The organism is Loktanella agnita (genome assembly GCF_046640325.1).
GTDB classification, from domain to species: domain Bacteria; phylum Pseudomonadota; class Alphaproteobacteria; order Rhodobacterales; family Rhodobacteraceae; genus Yoonia; species Yoonia agnita.
Map to the genome: position 1 here is coordinate 235,340 of NZ_JBJMBF010000002.1, position 18,689 is coordinate 254,028.

18 protein-coding genes are annotated in these 18,689 nt (G+C 58.2%); 10 read left to right on the top strand and 8 right to left on the bottom strand.

Translation table 11 applies throughout. The annotated features are described in order from the left end of the window. The first annotated feature begins 97 nt into the window (after positions 1 to 97). The gene (acs, locus tag ACJ5NV_RS03235) at positions 98 to 2,047 is read left to right on the top strand and encodes an acetate--CoA ligase (protein ID WP_411642184.1); all 1,950 of its coding nucleotides are present in this window, start codon (positions 98 to 100) and stop codon (positions 2,045 to 2,047) included. 420 nt (positions 2,048 to 2,467) lie between these two features. Here the strand turns inward: acs and arsH are convergent, their stop codons facing one another. The 4 genes from arsH to ACJ5NV_RS03255 form a co-directional block, all read right to left on the bottom strand. Beyond that, the gene (gene arsH, locus ACJ5NV_RS03240; protein ID WP_411642185.1) at positions 2,468 to 3,187 is read right to left on the bottom strand and encodes an arsenical resistance protein ArsH; all 720 of its coding nucleotides are present in this window, start codon (positions 3,185 to 3,187) and stop codon (positions 2,468 to 2,470) included. A gap of 82 nt (positions 3,188 to 3,269) precedes the next feature. After that, a complete protein-coding gene (locus tag ACJ5NV_RS03245) occupies positions 3,270 to 3,779 on the bottom strand; it encodes an arsenate reductase ArsC (RefSeq protein ID WP_411642186.1) in 510 nt (169 codons plus the stop codon). A gap of 11 nt (positions 3,780 to 3,790) precedes the next feature. Continuing rightward, complete coding sequence (locus ACJ5NV_RS03250) at positions 3,791 to 4,123, bottom strand: ArsR/SmtB family transcription factor (protein ID WP_411642187.1); 333 nt, start codon at positions 4,121 to 4,123, stop codon at positions 3,791 to 3,793. Between the two features lie 40 nt (positions 4,124 to 4,163). Continuing rightward, positions 4,164 to 5,552, bottom strand: coding sequence for a mechanosensitive ion channel family protein (locus tag ACJ5NV_RS03255; protein ID WP_411642188.1), 1,389 nt, complete (start codon positions 5,550 to 5,552; stop codon positions 4,164 to 4,166). Between the two features lie 88 nt (positions 5,553 to 5,640). Between ACJ5NV_RS03255 and ACJ5NV_RS03260 the strand changes: the two genes are divergently transcribed. Both ACJ5NV_RS03260 and ACJ5NV_RS03265 read left to right on the top strand, forming a co-directional pair. Further along, positions 5,641 to 6,111 (top strand): GNAT family N-acetyltransferase, encoded by a 471-nt coding sequence (locus ACJ5NV_RS03260; protein WP_411642189.1) that lies wholly within the window; start codon positions 5,641 to 5,643, stop codon positions 6,109 to 6,111. Between the two features lie 80 nt (positions 6,112 to 6,191). Next, positions 6,192 to 7,160, top strand: coding sequence for a calcium-binding protein (locus ACJ5NV_RS03265; protein WP_411642190.1), 969 nt, complete (start codon positions 6,192 to 6,194; stop codon positions 7,158 to 7,160). Between the two features lie 114 nt (positions 7,161 to 7,274). On the opposite strand, the gene ACJ5NV_RS03270 is transcribed toward ACJ5NV_RS03265, so the two are convergent. Next, entirely contained in the window at positions 7,275 to 8,714 is a 1,440-nt protein-coding gene (locus ACJ5NV_RS03270) for a hypothetical protein (RefSeq protein ID WP_411642191.1), read from the bottom strand. 291 nt (positions 8,715 to 9,005) lie between these two features. Here ACJ5NV_RS03270 and leuC point away from each other — a divergent pair, with 291 nt between their 5' ends. Beyond that, entirely contained in the window at positions 9,006 to 10,412 is a 1,407-nt protein-coding gene (gene leuC / locus ACJ5NV_RS03275; RefSeq protein ID WP_411642192.1) for a 3-isopropylmalate dehydratase large subunit, read from the top strand. Positions 10,413 to 10,439: 27 nt separating this feature from the next. On the opposite strand, the gene ACJ5NV_RS03280 is transcribed toward leuC, so the two are convergent. Beyond that, positions 10,440 to 10,964 (bottom strand): hypothetical protein, encoded by a 525-nt coding sequence (locus ACJ5NV_RS03280; protein ID WP_411642193.1) that lies wholly within the window; start codon positions 10,962 to 10,964, stop codon positions 10,440 to 10,442. A gap of 144 nt (positions 10,965 to 11,108) precedes the next feature. On the opposite strand from ACJ5NV_RS03280, the gene leuD reads away from it, so the two are divergent. The 3 genes from leuD (at position 11,109) to ACJ5NV_RS03295 (ending at position 13,910) form a co-directional block, all read left to right on the top strand. After that, positions 11,109 to 11,714, top strand: a complete 606-nt coding sequence (gene leuD, locus ACJ5NV_RS03285) for a 3-isopropylmalate dehydratase small subunit (protein WP_411642194.1) — start codon at positions 11,109 to 11,111, stop codon at positions 11,712 to 11,714. 391 nt (positions 11,715 to 12,105) lie between these two features. Next, a complete protein-coding gene (locus ACJ5NV_RS03290) occupies positions 12,106 to 12,918 on the top strand; it encodes a hypothetical protein (RefSeq protein ID WP_411642277.1) in 813 nt (270 codons plus the stop codon). An 86-nt stretch (positions 12,919 to 13,004) separates the two neighbouring features. Further along, complete coding sequence (locus ACJ5NV_RS03295; RefSeq protein WP_411642278.1) at positions 13,005 to 13,910, top strand: endonuclease/exonuclease/phosphatase family protein; 906 nt, start codon at positions 13,005 to 13,007, stop codon at positions 13,908 to 13,910. Here the strand turns inward: ACJ5NV_RS03295 and ACJ5NV_RS03300 are convergent. Further along, a complete protein-coding gene (locus tag ACJ5NV_RS03300) occupies positions 13,848 to 14,753 on the bottom strand; it encodes an NAD-dependent epimerase/dehydratase family protein (RefSeq protein WP_411642195.1) in 906 nt (301 codons plus the stop codon). The genes ACJ5NV_RS03295 and ACJ5NV_RS03300 overlap by 63 nt on opposite strands. Before the next feature lie 92 nt (positions 14,754 to 14,845). Here ACJ5NV_RS03300 and ACJ5NV_RS03305 point away from each other — a divergent pair, with 92 nt between their 5' ends. Further along, positions 14,846 to 15,742 carry a LysR family transcriptional regulator gene (locus tag ACJ5NV_RS03305; RefSeq protein ID WP_411642196.1) on the top strand — a complete coding sequence of 299 codons (897 nt, stop codon included), beginning with the start codon at positions 14,846 to 14,848 and terminating at the stop codon, positions 15,740 to 15,742. Here ACJ5NV_RS03305 and ACJ5NV_RS03310 read toward each other — a convergent pair. Beyond that, positions 15,737 to 16,261, bottom strand: a complete 525-nt coding sequence (locus ACJ5NV_RS03310; protein WP_411642197.1) for a hypothetical protein — start codon at positions 16,259 to 16,261, stop codon at positions 15,737 to 15,739. The genes ACJ5NV_RS03305 and ACJ5NV_RS03310 overlap by 6 nt on opposite strands. A gap of 214 nt (positions 16,262 to 16,475) precedes the next feature. Between ACJ5NV_RS03310 and leuB the strand changes: the two genes are divergently transcribed. Both leuB and ACJ5NV_RS03320 read left to right on the top strand, forming a co-directional pair. Next, positions 16,476 to 17,579, top strand: a complete 1,104-nt coding sequence (gene leuB, locus ACJ5NV_RS03315; RefSeq protein ID WP_411642198.1) for a 3-isopropylmalate dehydrogenase — start codon at positions 16,476 to 16,478, stop codon at positions 17,577 to 17,579. 135 nt (positions 17,580 to 17,714) lie between these two features. Continuing rightward, positions 17,715 to 18,680 (top strand): DMT family transporter, encoded by a 966-nt coding sequence (locus tag ACJ5NV_RS03320; RefSeq protein WP_411642199.1) that lies wholly within the window; start codon positions 17,715 to 17,717, stop codon positions 18,678 to 18,680. Positions 18,681 to 18,689 lie beyond the last annotated feature (9 nt).

Consider the following 18,689-nt stretch of genomic DNA (forward strand, 5'->3'; position numbering starts at 1 on the left):
CACGCTTGGATTCCTGCGCAATCTGATGATGATGAACAGCGGAGGAGGATGCCGCCTTGGCGGTGTCCGCAAGACATGATCAAGGGGGGGACACGCCATGACCGACAAAACCTATCCGCCATCCGCAGCGGCGGCCGCACATGCGCATGCCGATAAGGCCAAATATGACGACATGTACGCGGCGTCGATTGCAGACCCAGAGGCCTTCTGGGCCGAGCATGGCAAGCGAGTTGATTGGATCAAACCCTTTACCAAGGTGAAAAACACCAGCTTTGCCCCCGGAAATGTCGATATCCGCTGGTTTGAAGACGGGTCGCTGAATGTGGCCGCCAATTGTATCGACCGGCATCTGGAAACCCGTGGCGATCAGACGGCGATCATCTGGGAACCTGACAGCCCCGACGAAGAGGCACAGCACATCACCTACAAAGAGGTGCACGCGCGGACTTGCAAGATGGCCAATGTGCTGAAAGAAATGGGTGTGACCAAGGGCGACCGTGTCGTGCTGTATCTGCCGATGATCCCGGAAGCCGCCTATGCCATGCTGGCCTGCGCCCGGATCGGCGCGATCCATTCTATTGTATTTGCAGGATTTTCCGCCGAGGCGCTGGGCGCGCGGGTCAATGCCTGTGATGCAAAAGTGGTGATCACCTCTGACGGTGCGCCGCGTGGTGGCCGGGTGACCAACCTGAAAGACAGCGTGAACCAAGCGCTGCTGAATGACTTTGATGAGGTGAAATGTCTTGTCGTGAAACGGACCGGTCAGCAGATCGCGTGGCGCGCGGACGGCGACTACTGGCTGCACGAAATGGAAGAGACGGTCAGCGATGATTGCCCGCCGGAAGAGATGAATGCCGAGGATCCGCTGTTTATCCTCTACACCTCAGGCTCCACCGGGCAGCCCAAGGGTGTGGTGCATTCGACGGGCGGTTACATCGTCTATGCGTCGATGACGCACCAATATACCTTTGACTACCACGATGGTGATATCTTCTGGTGTACTGCCGATGTGGGCTGGGTCACCGGGCACAGCTATATCGTCTATGGCCCGCTGGCCAATGGCGCGACGACGCTGATGTTTGAAGGCGTGCCGACCTACCCGGATGCGGGCCGGTTCTGGCAGGTGTGTGAAAAACACAAGGTCAACCAGTTCTACACCGCCCCCACCGCCATTCGTGCGCTGATGGGGCAGGGCACTGAATTTGTTGAGAAATACGATCTGTCTGACCTGAAAGTGCTGGGCACAGTGGGTGAGCCGATCAACCCCGAAGCCTGGAATTGGTACAATGATGTCGTGGGCAAAGGCAAAGTGCCCATCGTCGATACGTGGTGGCAAACGGAAACCGGGGGCCACTTGTTGACCCCGCTGCCGGGCGCGACGGCGACGAAACCGGGATCGGCGACACTGCCGTTTTTCGGGGTGCAGCCGGTTATTCTGGAACCCACCTCTGGCGAGGAAATCAGCGACACCGCCGCCGAGGGTGTGCTGTGTATCAAGGATAGCTGGCCCGCCCAGATGCGCACGGTCTGGGGTGATCACGCACGGTTCGAAAAAACCTACTTCTCTGATTACAAAGGCTATTATTTCACCGGTGACGGCTGCCGCCGCGATGCGGATGGCTATTACTGGATCACCGGACGGGTCGATGATGTGATCAATGTGTCCGGCCACCGCATGGGCACGGCAGAGGTCGAAAGCGCGCTGGTGGCGCATAGCAAAGTGGCCGAGGCCGCGGTGGTGGGCTATCCGCATAATATCAAGGGACAGGGCATTTATGCCTATGTAACCTTGATGAATGGTGAAGAGCCAAGCGATGATCTTCGCAAAGAGCTGGAAACATGGGTCCGGTCGGAAATCGGGCCGATTGCCAAGCCTGACCTGATCCAATGGGCGCCGGGTTTGCCGAAAACGCGGTCGGGCAAGATCATGCGGCGTATTCTGCGCAAGATCGCCGAGGATGATTTTGGCGCGCTGGGCGATACCTCGACCCTTGCTGATCCGTCGGTGGTGGATGACCTGATCGAAAACCGGATGAACAAGAGCTGAAGCAACGTTCGTTGGGGTGACGGGGCCGCGCAACTGGGTTGTGCGGCCTTTTTTGCGAATCATCCGTTAACGTTGGGGTTTGAGGCTGATTTTGAGGGTCGATTTGCCGTCGGAAATGCGTCGGACTTTTATCGGACTGTTTTGGGCAAAAGCTTGCGTTAATGGGGCGTGCGGTGGGAGTGTGAAGCGCGCGTTAAGGTCTGATCGCCGGACCGAGGGGTGGCGATCTGTGTTGGCCGTCGTGGCAGTTTATGGTGGCAACATGCATCTGACCTCCCCGTCGTTGGTGAGCTTTGCCAAATCGCCGACCCGTGGGGTCGGTCCGGCGATCAGACCGGCGGCTGCGCCTTGATGCCGGTCCGGGGTGTGCAGCGCGAGGTCCCGGATCGTGGTCCGGGACTGCGTTGTGATTGGGGCGGGTCAGATTGCTTTTTGGTTCACCCGCGCCATCAGGGCGGCTGCGCTTTCTTTGCGTTCGCTGTAGCGATCGACGAGGTAATCCTTGTTGTCCCGCGTCAGCAAGGTGAATTTCATCAGCTCTTCCATCACATCGACCATTCTGTCGTAGAAGGGGGAGGGTTTCATGCGCCCGTCTTCGTTGAATTCAAGAAAGGCCTTGGGCGTGGAGGATTGGTTGGGGATCGTAAACAGCCGCATCCACCGCCCCAGAATGCGAAGCTGATTTACCGCGTTAAAGCTTTGCGATCCGCCGCTGACCTGCATCACGGCGAGCGTCTTGCCCTGCGTTGGCCGCACGGCGCCCAGCGAAAGCGGAATCCAGTCGATCTGCGCTTTCATGATGCTGGTCATCGACCCATGCCGTTCGGGCGAGCACCAGACCATGCCTTCGGACCAGCTGACCAGATCGCGCAGTTCCTGCACTTTGGGATGCGTCGCCTCTGCGTCGTCGGGCAAGGGCAGGCCAGAGGGGCTATATGTCCGCGTTTCAGCGCCCAGAAGGGTGAGGATGCGTGCCGCCTCTTCGGTCATCAGCCGGCTGTAGGACCGTTCCCGCAATGACCCGTAAAGCAGCAGGATGCGTGGCCGATGGCTGTCGGATTGCCCGCCCAGCAATTGGCTTGCATCGGTTTCGCGAAAACTGTCCGCATCAAGCTGCGGCGTGTCAGAGAGGTCTTTCATGGGGGTCACTTCTCAGTCTTGAGGCTATGTGTGTTGCGCCGCACCAGAATGATCTGCCGCGCGCGCAGCTGTGTGGGATTGATCAGGCGGTTGGCTGGGTTTCTTTGCCGATCTCATCAAGGTTGCGTTGCAATGCCAGTTTGTCGAGCGAGCGGATCGGCAGGTTCACAAAGATCGAAATCCGGCTGCGCAGCATCCGGTAGGTTTCCGCAAAGGCGAGGCGCTTGACCGCTTCGGTGCCTGTGACCTTGACCGGATCGGCCATGCCCCAATGGGCTGTCACCGGCTGGCCGGGCCAGACCGGGCATTGTTCTGCGGCCGCAGTGTCGCAGACGGTAAAAACAAAATCCATCTGGGGTGCGTCGGGCGTCGCGAATTCATCCCAAGGCTTGGACCGCGCAAAGCTGATATCGTGGTTCATCCCTTTGAGCAGGTTCAGCGTATAGGGGTGCGGCGCCGGGCCGGGGGATGATCCGGCGGAAAAGCCCCTGAATTTGCCCTGACCTTCGCGGTTGATGAGGGCTTCGGCGATCAATGAACGTGCCGAATTACCGGTGCACAGAAACAGGACATTATAAGGTCTGTCGGTCATTGGGTGGCTCCTTAACAAGCGCAGAGGATATCATTGATGATCGGTTGGCAGTGTTCTGGTCGCCCGCCGCAGCAGTCTTCGAGCAGGAAGCCCAGCAGCCCCCGCGTGCCGTCCATATCGGCGTAGTAGCGGATGCTGCGCCCGTGCCGTTCGTTCCGGATCAGCCCGGCCTGTGTCAGCACCGACAGGTTAGCGGACATGGTGTTTTGCCGCACGCCCAGCGTGTCGCTGATATCCCCGGCGGACATGCCGGTTTCCCCCGCTTTCACAAGCAGGCGAAAAACGTCGAGCCGGGTGGGTTGGCTAAGGGCGCTGAAGGCGGCGAGGGCTTTTATCCTATCCATATATCGAGAATTATGGATATATAGGATGCGAGTCAACCCGTCATCTGTCGGGTGATCCGCCCATTTTGACATTCACCTGTTCGCTTTCCAGCAGCTTCACCTCGCGTTGGGGGAAGGGGATGGAGATGTTGTTTTCCTGAAATGCGTCCCACAGGGCGAGGAAGACGTTCCCCCGAATATTGGTCAGCCCCCCTGTCGGGTCGGAAATCCAGAACCGCAGGATGTAATCGACTGAACTGTCCCCGAACCCGACGATATGGCAGACGGTCGGGCGGCTGGTCAGCACCCGGTCGACGCTTTGCGCCGCGGCGATGGCGATCTTGCGCACCTCATGCGGGTTGTCGTGGTAGGAGGTGCCGAAATGGATGTCGAGCCGGACGAACTCGTTCGAATGCGACCAGTTGACCACCTGGCCGGTGATCAGGTCCTCATTCGGGATCAGGTATTCCTTGCCGTCGCGGGTGACGACCGACACGTAGCGCGCGCCCAGTGCGTTGATCCAGCCAAAGGTATCCCCCAAGCTGATCACGTCGCCGGGTTTGATTGATTTATCCAGCAGGATGATCACCCCGGACACAAGGTTTGAGACGACCTTTTGCAGCCCGAACCCAAGCCCCACGCCAATTGCCCCGGACAGCACCGCCAGCCCCGTCAGGTCGATCCCCAGTGCCCGCACCCCGAAAAAGAACGCCGCCCCGTAAAAGGCGATTTGCACGCCCTTGATGATCAGCACCTGCATCGAGGGGCTGATATCTTCGTTCGTCCGAATGCGGCTGGCGGTGTTATGGGTCAGGAAGCGCGCGAGCGCGATCAGTACCCCCAGAATCACCAGTGATTGCAGCAATAGCAGCAGTGAGAACCGGAATTCCCCGATGGTGAAACCGGCACTGTCCAGCAGTTGTTCTGCCGGTTCCAATAGCCCGAGGATCCGCAGGGTCACATAGGTCCATGCGCCGTATCGGACGATGCGCCGGACAAAGGGGCTGTGGATCAATCGCGTCAGAAAGACGATGACCAGCCAGGCAAAGGCCAGCGTGCCGATAATGCTCAGCAGGTAGCTACGGCTGGGCCATGTGACCTCGCGCATGACAGTGATCGTGGCCCAGATCAGGATGACAAAGAAGATCGCCCGCAATCGCCGGTGAATAAGGGCCAGAATGCGCATCCGCCATTTCGGCCAGTTTTCCCGCGCGCCCATCCAGGCCCGGATCCGTGGCCCAAGGATCGCCCGCAGCAGATGCGCCAGCACGAAGACCGCGATGACGATGCCGATCTGATAGAGGTTCCATGTCCGGAAAAGACTGCCCAGAAAGGTCTGCGCCTGTGTGACGATCTCACTTCCGATGCCGATGAATTCCTGAAGCTGCGGCGTATTCGCCAGATCAGAGATCGCGTCATCGGGGCCTGTCATATCAACGTGGCGCGCCATCGGGGTCCCTGCTTGCCTGCAATGTGGTCCTTACTGTTGCATGTGCCCCGCCATGCAGGCAAGCAGAGCCTTTGTTGCGGAGATGCCCATGCGCCCCGAAATCGTGATCAGACCTGCCGAGGCCGCGGATGCTGCGGCGATATCGACGCTGGTCTGCGCCGTCCTTTATGCCTCGAACCTGCCCGACTACGGCGCAGAGAATGTTCGCCGCGTCGCCGGGCATTTCACGCCAGAGGGCGTGCGCCATATGCTTGCTGATGGGCGGGTGAGCTTTGTGGCCACGCGGGGTGATCGGCTGGTTGGAACAGCCAGCTATGCGCCAGGAGAAGAGGCTGGCACCGGTGTGGTCAAGACGTTTTTCGTCGATTCCAGCCAGCAGCGTATGGGAATCGGGGCCCGTCTGTACGACCGGATTGCGGCAGAGGCGGCAAAAAACCGCGTATCTCACTTTGTGGTGCGCGCGTCTCTTGCGGGCGTGGCTTTCTATGAAAAACTGGGTTTCGTGCCCGTGCAAGACCATTGGGACGGTACGGAACGCACGGTTGAGATGCGAAAGTAGCATCTAACCTTTAGGCGCTTGCTCGGTTCAGGGCGAAACGTTTAAGAAGAGTAAACAGATATTATTGCGAGTTTCCTCTGATGGACCTGATCACTATCATTCTCGGCCTTCTTGGTCTTGCCCTGATTGTCCCTGCGCTTGGCGATGAGGACGGGGATGACGAGCCCAATGAGGTTAAGGGGACGCCGGAAGATGATGAGCTTGAGGGGACCTCGGGTGCTGATGAGATTTTGGGCTTTCTGGGCAATGACATCATCAATGGCAACGGCGGTGAGGATATACTGCGCGGCAGCGGCGGCGAGGATATCATCACAGGCGGCGCAAATCGCGACGAAATCTATGGTGGGGCCGACGATGATGAATTGAATGGCCTTGGCGGCAATGACACGATCGAAGGCGGCGGTGGCGATGATACCATCGACGCGGGCGAGGGGAATGACATTGTGCGCGCTGGTGCGGGTAATGATGTCGTCTATGGCAATACCGGGACCGATACGCTGCGGGGCGAAGGCGGTGATGACGACATTTTCTTGTGGGGCGCTGGAGGTCAGGCCGTCGGCGGTTTCGAAGATGATGATCTGATTATGGTCACTGGGCGCGGAATTCTTGAAGGTGGCGCTGATGATGATGTTTTCTATGCATTGGCAAATGATGACGATGAACAGCAGACGGTTGCCATCATAAGAGACTTCAATCCCATTAGTCAGGACGACGAGATCGTTATGACAATTGATACCAGCGACCCGGGTGCGCTTACTGCCGACCTGCTGGTGGAGGTAAGCGAAGGCACGATCAATGGCGTAGCGGGTTACAATGTCGATATCTCGTTTTTCAATGAAGAAGATGAACCGGGTCCAGGCCAAACATTCGAGGCGTCGCGTGTCTTTATCTATGGCACAAGTGTTCCCCCTGAAACGATTGTTGAGTCGATCCGGGTTGATGTGACGCTCAACGCTGGCTTATCCACGGAGGATGCGCAGGCAACGTTCGATACGGTTAAGGCCGGAGCGACGGTGCCAGCGGAGACGATGATCAAGCCTGTCGTTTGAGTTCACCACCACTTATTTCGCTACGGTTGTCCCTGACATCCTAGGCGCAAAATAAAACCCCGCCCAACGTCAGATGACGTAGGCGGAGTCTACAGACCTTAAACAGGGTCTGGTTTATTGCATTGGAAGCGTGGCCCCGCGGCTGATCGGTTCGCTGCCGTTGCTCCCCCAATATTCCAAGGCAAAACGGCCTTCTTCGATCTGCCCGCGAAATTGGATGAAATTCTCGATTCCTTTGGTCATCTGCATCGAGAAATCCATGCTCACGGCCAGTCCTTCATCAAAGGCCTCACCGTCTTCAAAGTTCCGGAACCAGCGCATCCATGCAGCAGAGGCCTGCGTGCCGTTTTCGGGAATATCCACGCCGTCGAGCCATGGCATGATTGCACTGACGCTGGGCACCTGTCCGGTCGCATGGCACGACATGCAGCTGGATGTGGGGTTATCGGCCGGTCCGTTCAGCCGCGAATTGAAGCCAAGGTGCATCGCGGGCAGGGCGTCATCGGGGTTGATCCATGTCTGTTCGAGCGCGGTATTGATAACGGTTTCTGTCGGGGCGGTATTGATGAAAGTGTCTGCATTGTCAGGGTCATTGCCCCACATCACACCCACAGGCATCAGATTGCACCAATTCTTTCCCCCACCGGAAATATCCGCGCAGAATGACCCGTAATCGGCATATTCCGAGGAACCGTCAGCGCCCCCATTGTAAGCAAAGGTGCCAAAAACCCAGCCGCCTGCTTCGTCGGCGCGGCTGTCTTTGACCATCACATCCATCTGCAATAGGTTCATCGGTTGCGTTACCCGGGGTGCGGTCATCATCGCATCACCGCTGGGGCAATCGATTGTCGGATCGGCGTCGCAGGCATAGACATAAGCGTCCCATTGAAGTGGATTATCCAGCCAGGGCACCTGATCGGGACCAAGGGATGTAAACAGGAATTTGCCGACGACCGTGCCTTCTGGGAAGGCGAACCCGGTTTCCATCGCGTCGATCATATGTGTCAGGTCGGGGCCGCCGTTGGGGTCATTCCAGACCTGACCAATCGTGAACCCGCCGGGACCATTATAGAAACCGACTGCATAGGCGTAGGATGAATTTTCCTGCTCGGGTGCGAGTACCTTTGCCGACAAGGGGCCTTCACGGGTCAAGCCGTGATAGCCTTCGCGGCCGGTGGGTCCCCAGTGCTGCCAAGGCATGTGATACCAACCGATCCCTGCGGAATTGTTTTGCAGGATGAAATCATCCGCGACATCGCCGCCGTGGATGTTGCCGGTGAAAACATAATCCCGCACCGCCATCACATAGGCCATTGGGTCGGTTTCAAAATCGATGGCTAAAATCTGTTCAACTTGCGGGTCCAGCGGGGGAATCGTGTCCGGGAAATTGTCGGACAGCACGAAAACTGGCCCCTGATACGCGCTGGGGGATAGCATAAATCCGAAGTCGGGGAAGCCGACCTCGCTTTCGTATTGAAAGTTCTGGGCGACGGCTGGCGCTGCGCCTAGCGCCAGAATCAACGCGGACACGCGCCAAGGGTGACCAATTGACATTATAATCCTCCTCTTAGATCGGCAAATCTGCTCAGATCGACGTCACCTTGGACTTTTTGGCACATAACGTCCGTGTGCTGTGACACAGACATCTGACTTGCGAGATGCGGCACGCCTGTATATCTGATCTTTATGACCCAAGTATTCGACATGGATGATCGCGCGCGCTTGCCTTGGCGCTTTTATGGTGCCAACCGCGCCATCCTCGCCCGTCTATGACGCTCGGCGTGCCTACTGGCACGCGGATCTCCACCTTTTTTCAATATACACTCAACAAACGGGAGAGGACCAATGTCCCCCAAAACGCTCTATGATAAAATCTGGGATGCCCATGTGGCGCATGAGGCCGACGACGGGACCTGTCTGCTCTACATTGATCGCCACCTTGTACACGAGGTGACCAGCCCGCAGGCCTTTGAAGGGTTGCGCATGGCGGGTCGCACTGTACGGAAGCCAGAGCAGACAATCGCAGTACCCGATCACAACGTGCCCACCACGCTGGACCGGGCCAATGCCGAAACGATGACCGAGGACAGCCGCATTCAGGTTGCCGCACTTGATACGAACGCCAAGGAGTTTGGCCTGCATTATTACCCTGTCTCGGACGTCCGTCAGGGGATCGTGCATATTGTTGGCCCCGAACAGGGTTGGACCCTGCCCGGTATGACCGTTGTCTGCGGCGACAGCCACACGGCGACCCATGGTGCATTTGGCGCATTGGCGCACGGGATCGGCACGTCAGAGGTGGAACATGTGCTGGCCACGCAGACGCTGATCCAGAAGAAATCCAAGAACATGAAGGTCGAGATCACCGGCAAGCTGCGCCCCGGTGTCACCGCCAAGGACATCACCCTGTCCGTCATTGGCGCGACAGGCACCGCTGGCGGCACCGGCTATGTCATCGAATATTGTGGCGAGGCGATCCGCGATCTGTCCATCGAAGGCCGGATGACCGTCTGCAACATGGCCATCGAAGGCGGCGCCCGCGCTGGCCTGATCGCGCCTGACGAAAAGACATTTGAATATTGCAAGGGCCGCCCGCACGCCCCCAAAGGTGCCGAGTGGGAAGCCGCAGTGACCTATTGGCGGACCCTCTTTACCGATGAGGGCGCGCATTTCGACAAGGTGATCACGCTGAAGGGCGAAGAGATTGCGCCGGTCGTCACTTGGGGCACCTCGCCCGAAGACGTGCTGCCGATCACCGCAACGGTACCAAACGCTGCCGATTTTGAAGGCGGCAAAGTCGGAGCGGCGCAGCGGTCACTGGACTATATGGCGCTGACCCCCGGCACGCCTTTGTCGGACATCGAAATCGACACGGTGTTTATCGGCTCCTGCACCAATGGCCGGATCGAGGATCTGCGCGCTGCGGCGGCGATCCTGAAAGGCAAGAAAAAGAAAGACGGGCTGCGGGCGATGGTCGTGCCCGGCTCTGGCCTTGTACGTGCGCAGGCCGAAGAAGAAGGGCTGGCGGACATTTTCAAAGAGGCCGGTTTTGAATGGCGGCTTGCGGGCTGTTCCATGTGTCTGGCGATGAACCCCGACCAGCTTGCCCCCGGCGAACGCTGTGCGGCGACATCCAACCGGAACTTCGAAGGCCGTCAGGGCCGGGGTGGGCGCACCCACCTGATGTCCCCGCAAATGGCGGCAGCGGCTGCGATTACCGGCAAGCTGACGGATGTGCGAGAGTTGATGTAGACAGAGGTCGCGATGACCCCGAGAATGTCACCTGATCCGGAACGCCCGTTTGATGTCGTCCAGCGCCTCGCGCTGTTTGTCGCTCAGCCCGCTTGCAGGCAGGGTGGCTTTGATCAGGGTCATCAGCGCGTCAAAGCTGTTCGCCCCGTCGAGCCGTTGCAGCTTGCGGCTGATCCGGCTGATCGCACCATCGGCCCCGCCGCATTCGTTCATCAGCCAGCGGCCCAGGACCATCATTTCCTCGGCATCGGATTTGCTGACGCCCAATGTGGACTGCGTTTGCAGGATCATCGCGTTGCGCTGGTCCTGCGTGGGCAGGTCGTTGAGTTCCAGAAAGCTGAGCGCAATGGCGGTGATGGCCAGATTAGGGTCTTCGATGCTTTCGGCGGGGTGCATGTTCTTGCTGCGCCTAAAGCCGAACCGACGGGCCGCAAGGCGAACATCATTGGCCATATCGAGCATATCGGTCGCTATCTCGGCCCCGTGTCGGGCACGGATGACGATGAAGTAAAAGGCGGTGGCGGCACCGATAACGGCAAGAATAACTGGCATGGGATAGGGTCCGAAGTTGATTTATGCCCCGATTATGCCCGTGAAGGTGATCAAACCAAGAAAACACTATGGCCCGCGCCGGTTTCTGTGCCGCGCTGCGCCCGAAATGACACGGCCCTGGCGGCCTGAGGAAAGGATAAGAGAATGGACAAGTTTACAAAGCTGAGCGGCATTGCCGCCCCCCTGCCGCTGGTCAATATCGACACCGATATGATCATCCCCAAGCAGTTTCTGAAGACCATCAAGCGGTCCGGGCTGGGCGTGAATCTGTTCGATGAGATGCGCTATGATGACGACGGCAAGGAAATCCCCGATTTCGTTCTGAACAAGCCGCAATATCGTGAGGCGCAGATATTGGTTGCGGGTGACAATTTCGGCTGTGGCTCGTCCCGCGAACATGCCCCATGGGCGATCAAGGATTTCGGGATCTCCTGCGTGATCGCGCCCAGCTATGCCGACATCTTTTACAACAACTGCTTCAAGAACGGCATCCTGCCGATCGCGCTGCCGCAAGAGCAGGTGGATGTGCTGATGCAAGACGCCGAAAAGGGATCGAACGCCCGGATTGAGGTCGATCTGGAGGCGCAAACCATTACGTCTTCGGACGGCGAGGTCTTCGCGTTTGATGTCGACCCGTTCAAAAAGCATTGCCTGCTGAACGGTCTAGACGATATCGGCTTGACCATGGAAAAAGCGCCGTCCATTGACAGCTTTGAGGCAAAATCCGGGGCCGAGCGCCCCTGGGTGTGACACGATTGCCGCGCTAAAATTGTGGCTTGCTATGTCATAAGACATCGTGGCCGCAACTCTCGCGCAATAATGTGTTCTTAAAGCAACTTTTGCGTGCATTGCGATCGCTTATGCGTGAATGTTTCTGGCGCTGATTGCGTCATACGTGTGCCGTCGCTATCGGCTGGTGAAAGATTGGGAAATTCCAGATTGCAGGGCTGCAAACCCATGGACTTTTTTTATCTTGGTTCTAAAGTTTTGTAAGTGAGTTACGTTGTAGAGTTGATCCTGAACTTGTCCGGGGAGGACAGAAGAAGGTTTTGAACGTGGCACGCGGGAGATAGGATTCTATTTTCTTGCTGGATCCGAAAGAGGGTGAATAGGGGTGCTATTCCGACTGCCAGGAGCAATGATGCGAGCGGCCATGGTCGTGATGCTGATCGTGATGCCGTCGGTGCTGCTTACCAGTGGGTCCGATGACAGTGCGCAGATCATTGCGCTTGTCGCCATTTTTGCGGCGCTCTTTACCATTGTTGAATATAGCGCGAGCAGCCCCAGCCTTGTGGAATTTCGCGATGCGCCGCCCTTTAACCGGGTGCGGTTTTCGGCGCTTTTCGCAACGGTTCTTTGCTTGTCGGTGATTTTCCGGGGTGACGCGGCGCCCTCTGCTATGACGCAGTTTTTCCAGACCAGCGGCACCCGGGTCGGCGAGACCATTGATTTCCCCTATTCGCCGGTTCGGCTGATGCTGTTGATGATGCCAGAGGACACCAGCCCGATGGCGCTTGCGCAATTGCGCGATGCGGCCGGGCTGAGCTATGTTATTTCGCTTTTCTCGATTATCTGGTTCGTCCTTCTTTTGCGACTGCAACATTGGCCCCGCCGGGGTGGTGCATTTAATGTCTGGATCAACCTGCCGACATTCGATCCGACGGCGGGCGGCGATGTGGTCAAACGCCTCATGCGTGATGGCCGCATTAACATTATATTAGGGTTTCTTTTGCCATTCCTTATTCCGGCGGTTCTGAAAATTGCCATGAATTTCGGGGCACCCATTCGATTGGTTGAACCGCAAACCCTGATCTGGACGGTTTCAGCATGGGCGTTTCTACCGGCAAGTATCATGATGCGTGGCGTGGCTTTGGCCCGTGTCGCGCAGATGATCCACCTGCAACGCAAGAGAGCCTACGAGCGTGCCGCTGCCGAAGGTTTATTGGCGGCCTGATCCTATGCCTGCTGCCCCTGATCGGGCAGGCCGAAACCTATCGCATCGCAACCTATGCTGCCCCCCTCAGCCGCGACGGGCCCGGTTTGCTGCTGCGTGACATTCTGAAAGGCGCGGATGAACAGATCACGGCGGTGGCTGATGTGATTGGTCATGTTGCGCCCGACGTTCTACTTCTGACGGATTTTGATTACGATCATGATGGCTTTGCGCTGGCGGCTTTTGCCGAGATGTTCGACGGGCGTTACCCGTATCATTTCGCGGCGCGCCCCAATACCGGCATGCCGACGGGGTTGGATATGGATCGCAACGGCCGTCTGGGAGAGCCGCGCGATGCGCAGGGCTATGGTCGTTTCGCGGGGGATGGCGGTATGGCGATCCTGTCGCAGTCTCCGCTGACATTGACACGCGATTTTTCAGACTTGCTCTGGCGTGATCTGCCGGTGGCGGTGTTGCCAATGGTGGACGGCGCGCCCTTTTTTCCCGATCAGGTGCAGGCCGTGCAACGCCTGTCGACCAGCGGTCACTGGATCGTGCAGGTCGCCCCGCCGGGTGATCCGGGATTTGCACTGTTGAGCTTTTCATCTACGCCGCCGGTTTTTGACGGGCCCGAGGACCGCAACGGATTGCGAAACCGCGATGAGCTGCGCCTGTGGCAACTGGTTCTGGACGGGGCGTTTGGGCCACCGCCAGAGCGTTTTATTATCGCGGGCAATGCCAATCTGGACCCAGTGGATGGCGATGGGTTTTCCACCGCGATGGCGGTCTTTTTAGCTGATCCCCGATTACAGGATCCGCTGCCTGGCATCGACACCGCAGATTGGCCAGAGCAGGATGGGCCGGGCAATCTGCGGGTCAGCTATGTGCTGCCCTCGGTCGACTGGCAGATCACAGACGCGGGTGTGCATTGGCCCGCGTCTGATGGTGGGTCAGACAGTGATGGGCTGCTTGCCGGACCGCATCACCTTGTCTGGGTGGATGTCCGCCGGTAGGCCAGCCAGCATCACCGTATGCAAATCTGTTGGCTGAAAAGCGGGCAGAAGCTGGTCAAATTTTTCCGCGCTTATCTTGTGTGGCATCGCGAAGAGGTAGCGCATTTCAGCCATTTCGCGCGCCAGTTCCCAAAAGGGTGATAGGGCATGCATGACCCACCATGGAAAGGCGGTGAGCCTGTGGGTTTTGCCAGAGGCGGCATTCACCGTCTCGCACAACTTTCTGTAGGTAAAGCTATGGCCGGGAAATGGCACATCTTCGAATGTGGCCAGCGTGTCCCGCTTTTCGGCCAGCATCACCGCTGCCCGTGCCCAGTCAGGCATGTAGCAATAGGCCTGCACCGTGTCGGCGGGGCCAAGTGCGGTCAGCCTGCCATTGTGGATATTGCGCATCAGACCCGATGACATGATATCATCATGACTGCCCGGCGCGATAAAATTGCCCGCCCGCAGCACGATCGTTTGTACACCCGACTGGCGATAGCTTTGCTCTTGGGCGGCGCGGATTTTGCCTTTGCGGGTATGCGGGTGCTGCGGTGTTCTTTCGTCAAAGGTGCCGGGTTGATTGCCGAAATTATAGATGTTGCCGGGCAGTATGACGGTTGCGCCGCTGGCCTTTGCCGCTGCGATGACCTGGCCTGTGATGGTCGGGATGGTTTTTGCCCAGTTGTGATAGTTGGGCGGGTTCAGCCCGTTCACAATGACATCGGCCCCGATTGCGGCCTGTGTCATATCGGTGCCGCGCTTGTACTGGCGGATCGTCCAGCCTGCGTTCCAGAATGCATCAGCCGCATGGCTGCCGGCCTTGCCTGACCCACCCAGAATAAGAACTGTTTGCTGCATCTTATGCGCCCTTTTGCTGATAAGTCGAAAATTGACCTATTCGCCAAGGGAATGAAATTGCGATAATTTGCAGATCATGTATTCATAAATGAATGGATAAACCGCTTCCTTCTTTGGATTGGTCGTTGATGCAAGCCTTTCTGGCCGTCGCAGAAGGGGGCAGCTTGTCTGCTGCTGCGCGACAGCTTGGCAGCAGTCAGCCGACGCTTGGCCGCCAAATCAAGTCGATTGAGACCCAGTTGGGAGCAGAGCTGTTCCATCGCCAACAGCGGGGCCTTGCCCTTACGGAAACAGGGGCTGCCCTGATCGCACCGGCGCGGCGGATGCGCGATGCGATGCAGCAGATCACGCTGACGGCGGCGGGGCAGCAGGCACAACTGGCGGGCACGGTGCGGATCACGGCGAGCGTGGCGGCCTCGGTCGTGCATTTGCCAGCAATCATTGCCCATATCCGCAGGTTGGAACCACAGATTGAAATTGAGCTTGTGCCCAGCGACGCCAGCCATAACCTGCTGTATCGCGAGGCAGATATCGCGGTGCGTATGTACCGACCCACCCAGTTGGACCTGATTACCCAACATCTGGGTGACATCCCTTTGGCCATCTACGCGGCCAAAACCTATCTGGCTGAACGGGGTATGCCACAGAGCTTGGACGAGATGATGCAGCACGATTTCGTGGGCTTTGATGCAAACCCTGCGATCATCGAAGGATTTCTTGCCGGCGGGCAGACGGTGACACGCGTGTTTTTCAAGACGCGCTGTGATAACACATCCGTCTATTGGGAACTGGTACGGGCCGGATGCGGTATTGGCTTTGCCCAGAGGGTGATTGGCGATGCCGATCCGCTGCTGTGCGAGGTTCCGCTGGATTTCCCACTTCCAACATTGCCTATCTGGCTGACCGCACATGAGGCAATGCGCCAGACGCCGCGCATCAGGCGGGTCTGGGATCTACTGGCGGACGGGTTGAAACCGCTTGTGTCATGATCGCCCGCCCTCTTGCAGGGCAGGGGCGAGGCTGCGCAGAAACTGGTGAACCTCTTTTTCCAGTGCGGGCATGTCGCGGTCGTTCAGCCAGTCTTCGGTTATTGGCCCATCCGGTGACAGGCGCGCCAGATGCTGGTCTATGATATCTTGGTAAGAGTCTGAAAGTGGCAGGCGCGATGCTTCGGTCAAAAGCAGGATCAGCGCGTGTAATTTTCGCATGGCCTGAAAGCTGTCCATCATACGCGGCAACAGAGCCGGATCGCTGCGCCAGTCGCGGCCGTCAAAGCAGTCTTGCACCACCCGCTGTCCGGCACCGTGGCAGGTGAAGGCGACGCAGCCGGGGTATCCGGCCTCTGCCAGTTTCGCATGAATGCCACAGCGCATATCCGGGGTGAGGTTCTGACAAGGCACGCCTGCGTCTTTGTCGCTGGCAAATTGCAGCGATTTGTCAAAGGCGAGCGCGACGCAGCACAGGGCTGCGCATTGCCGACAATCGTCTTGCAGCAGATCAAGGGTCATCACAGGGGTCCATCGGATTGGAAACGCATGTTCCGCAGCGGGGCAGCACAGAGGTGATCCCGGCAGTACGCGAAATGCTGTGCGCCGATTAGGATATATCTGCCGTTTCGTCAATTCATTTGCCTGTGATCGGGGTGCAGCGGTGCATGTGGCTTGAACATTTGCCGGTTGCGGGCTACGCCATTTCACGATCAAAAAGCTAAGGAATTCGCACATGTCCAACCCATCTCTCTTGATCCTCGCCGGTGACGGCATCGGCCCCGAAGTCATGGATGAGGTGAAGCGCATTATCGGCTGGTTCGGTGAAAAGCGCCAATTGGGCTTTGACGTGTCCGAGGATCTGGTGGGCGGTGCCGCCTATGATGCGCATGGTGTGCCGCTGCATGATGACACGATGGCCAAGGCGCAGGATGTGGACGCGGTGCTGCTGGGGGCTGTCGGTGGCCCGAAATACGACAACCTTGATTTCAGCGTGAAGCCAGAGCGCGGCCTCTTGCGCCTGCGCAAAGAAATGGACCTGTTCGCCAACCTGCGCCCGGCGCAGTGTTTTGACGCATTGGCTGATTTTTCCTCGCTGAAAAAGGATATCGTCGCCGGGCTGGACATCATGATCGTCCGCGAGCTGACCTCTGGCGTTTATTTCGGCGAACCGCGTGGCATCCATATGGAAGACAACATGCGCGTCGGGATCAACACCCAGCGTTATACCGAAGCCGAGATTGAGCGCGGCGCGCGGGCGGCGTTTGAACTGGCGATGAAGCGCGGCAAAAAGCTGTGTTCGATGGAAAAAGCCAATGTAATGGAATCCGGCATCCTGTGGCGCGACGTGGTGACAGAGGTCCACAAGGATTATCCAGAGGTCGAACTGAGCCACATGTATGCCGATAATGGCGCGATGCAGCTGGTGCGCGCGCCGAAACAGTTCGACGTGATCTATACTGACAACCTGTTTGGCGACATCCTGTCGGATTGTGCGGCTATGCTGACCGGATCACTGGGGATGCTGCCTTCTGCCTCGCTCGGGTTGCCGATGGCAAATGGCCGTCCCAAGGCGATGTATGAACCGGTCCATGGCTCTGCGCCCGATATTGCAGGGCAGGGCAAGGCGAACCCGATTGCCTGTATTTTGTCCTTTGCGATGGCGCTGCGTTATTCCTTTGACCAAGGGGTCGAGGCTGACAGGCTGGAAGCGGCAATTGAAAAAGTGCTGGCCGATGGGGCGCGCACTGGCGATCTGATGGGGCCGGAAGGGGGCACACCGCTCTCTACGGTTCAGATGGGTGATGCGATCCTTGGGGCGCTTGACGCCTCACTGTAACGGCCGCGACTTGCGTTAAGTTTGGTCGCGGGCGGGCTGACGCCCGCGACATTTATTGCGCTGTAACCTCTTTGCTTGACATGTGGGCTGTTCCCGTTTTGCTGTGCAGACACCTAGTTGCGAAAGGTCCGACCCATGTCATCCAACGCAAAGGGCGCTGTGTTCGCGCTGATCGCTTTTGGAGTCTTTGCGACACATGATGTGATCGTCAAGATTTTGGGCGGGCTTTATTCCCCAATCCAGATCGTGTTTTTCAGCGTGCTGCTCAGCTTTCCGCTGGCGACGGTGATGTTGATGCAGGATGCCAAGCCGGGCACGCTGGTGCCGGTCCACCCGTGGTGGCTTGCCCTGCGCACGGTGGCGGCTGTCGTCACGGGGGTGTCGGCCTTTTACGCCTTTTCGGTGCTGCCGCTGGCGCAGACTTATGCGATCCTCTTTGCCTCGCCCTTGCTGATCACGGTGCTGGCCATCCCGGTGCTGGGCGAAAAGGTACGCCTGCGCCGTTGGCTGGCGGTGATCGTGGGGCTGATCGGGGTTTTGGTGGTGCTGCGCCCCGGACAAACGGTACTGTCGTTGGGGCATTTGGCGGCCCTCGCGGCGGCCATCGGTGGCGCGCTTGCGTCGATCATCGTGCGCAAGATCGGGTCAGAGGAACGGCCAGTGGTCATGCTGCTGTATCCGATGGTTGCGAATTTCGTGCTGATGGCCTGCGCGCTGCCGTTCGTTTACAAGCCAATGCCGGTGGAGCATTTGGGCATGCTGGCGATCATCGCGCTCTTTGCCTGGATCGCAAGCCGGTTGGTTATTGCCGCCTATCAGGCGGGCGAGGCGGCGATTATTGCACCGATGCAATATAGCCAGATCATCTGGGCTACGGGGTTCGGGCTGCTGTTCTTTGACGAAACGATTGATGGGCCAACAGCGCTGGGCGCTGCAATCATCATTGCCAGCGGTCTTTATATCGTGCTGCGCGAAAGCCGCAGCGGTGCATCGGAAAACACCCCGGTTCTGCGTACAAGGTCGCGGTCCGAAACGGCGACCACCCCGCGCGTCAGCCTGTTCATGCGGATCGCTGGAAAGACGCCCCCGCGCAAGGCTTGAGCGATCAAA

What these genes read in the sequence shown, in the direction of transcription:
- acs (WP_411642184.1), top strand. Translation starts at nt 98, where the DNA reads ATGACCGACAAAACCTATCCGCCATCCGCAGCGGCGGCCGCACATGCG.
- arsH (WP_411642185.1), bottom strand. Translation starts at nt 3,187, where the DNA reads ATGAAAGACCTCTCTGACACGCCGCAGCTTGATGCGGACAGTTTTCGC.
- ACJ5NV_RS03245 (WP_411642186.1), bottom strand. Translation starts at nt 3,779, where the DNA reads ATGACCGACAGACCTTATAATGTCCTGTTTCTGTGCACCGGTAATTCG.
- ACJ5NV_RS03250 (WP_411642187.1), bottom strand. Translation starts at nt 4,123, where the DNA reads ATGGATAGGATAAAAGCCCTCGCCGCCTTCAGCGCCCTTAGCCAACCC.
- ACJ5NV_RS03255 (WP_411642188.1), bottom strand. Translation starts at nt 5,552, where the DNA reads ATGGCGCGCCACGTTGATATGACAGGCCCCGATGACGCGATCTCTGAT.
- ACJ5NV_RS03260 (WP_411642189.1), top strand. Translation starts at nt 5,641, where the DNA reads ATGCGCCCCGAAATCGTGATCAGACCTGCCGAGGCCGCGGATGCTGCG.
- ACJ5NV_RS03265 (WP_411642190.1), top strand. Translation starts at nt 6,192, where the DNA reads ATGGACCTGATCACTATCATTCTCGGCCTTCTTGGTCTTGCCCTGATT.
- ACJ5NV_RS03270 (WP_411642191.1), bottom strand. Translation starts at nt 8,714, where the DNA reads ATGTCAATTGGTCACCCTTGGCGCGTGTCCGCGTTGATTCTGGCGCTA.
- leuC (WP_411642192.1), top strand. Translation starts at nt 9,006, where the DNA reads ATGTCCCCCAAAACGCTCTATGATAAAATCTGGGATGCCCATGTGGCG.
- ACJ5NV_RS03280 (WP_411642193.1), bottom strand. Translation starts at nt 10,964, where the DNA reads ATGCCAGTTATTCTTGCCGTTATCGGTGCCGCCACCGCCTTTTACTTC.
- leuD (WP_411642194.1), top strand. Translation starts at nt 11,109, where the DNA reads ATGGACAAGTTTACAAAGCTGAGCGGCATTGCCGCCCCCCTGCCGCTG.
- ACJ5NV_RS03290 (WP_411642277.1), top strand. Translation starts at nt 12,106, where the DNA reads ATGCGAGCGGCCATGGTCGTGATGCTGATCGTGATGCCGTCGGTGCTG.
- ACJ5NV_RS03300 (WP_411642195.1), bottom strand. Translation starts at nt 14,753, where the DNA reads ATGCAGCAAACAGTTCTTATTCTGGGTGGGTCAGGCAAGGCCGGCAGC.
- ACJ5NV_RS03305 (WP_411642196.1), top strand. Translation starts at nt 14,846, where the DNA reads ATGGATAAACCGCTTCCTTCTTTGGATTGGTCGTTGATGCAAGCCTTT.
- ACJ5NV_RS03310 (WP_411642197.1), bottom strand. Translation starts at nt 16,261, where the DNA reads ATGACCCTTGATCTGCTGCAAGACGATTGTCGGCAATGCGCAGCCCTG.
- leuB (WP_411642198.1), top strand. Translation starts at nt 16,476, where the DNA reads ATGTCCAACCCATCTCTCTTGATCCTCGCCGGTGACGGCATCGGCCCC.
- ACJ5NV_RS03320 (WP_411642199.1), top strand. Translation starts at nt 17,715, where the DNA reads ATGTCATCCAACGCAAAGGGCGCTGTGTTCGCGCTGATCGCTTTTGGA.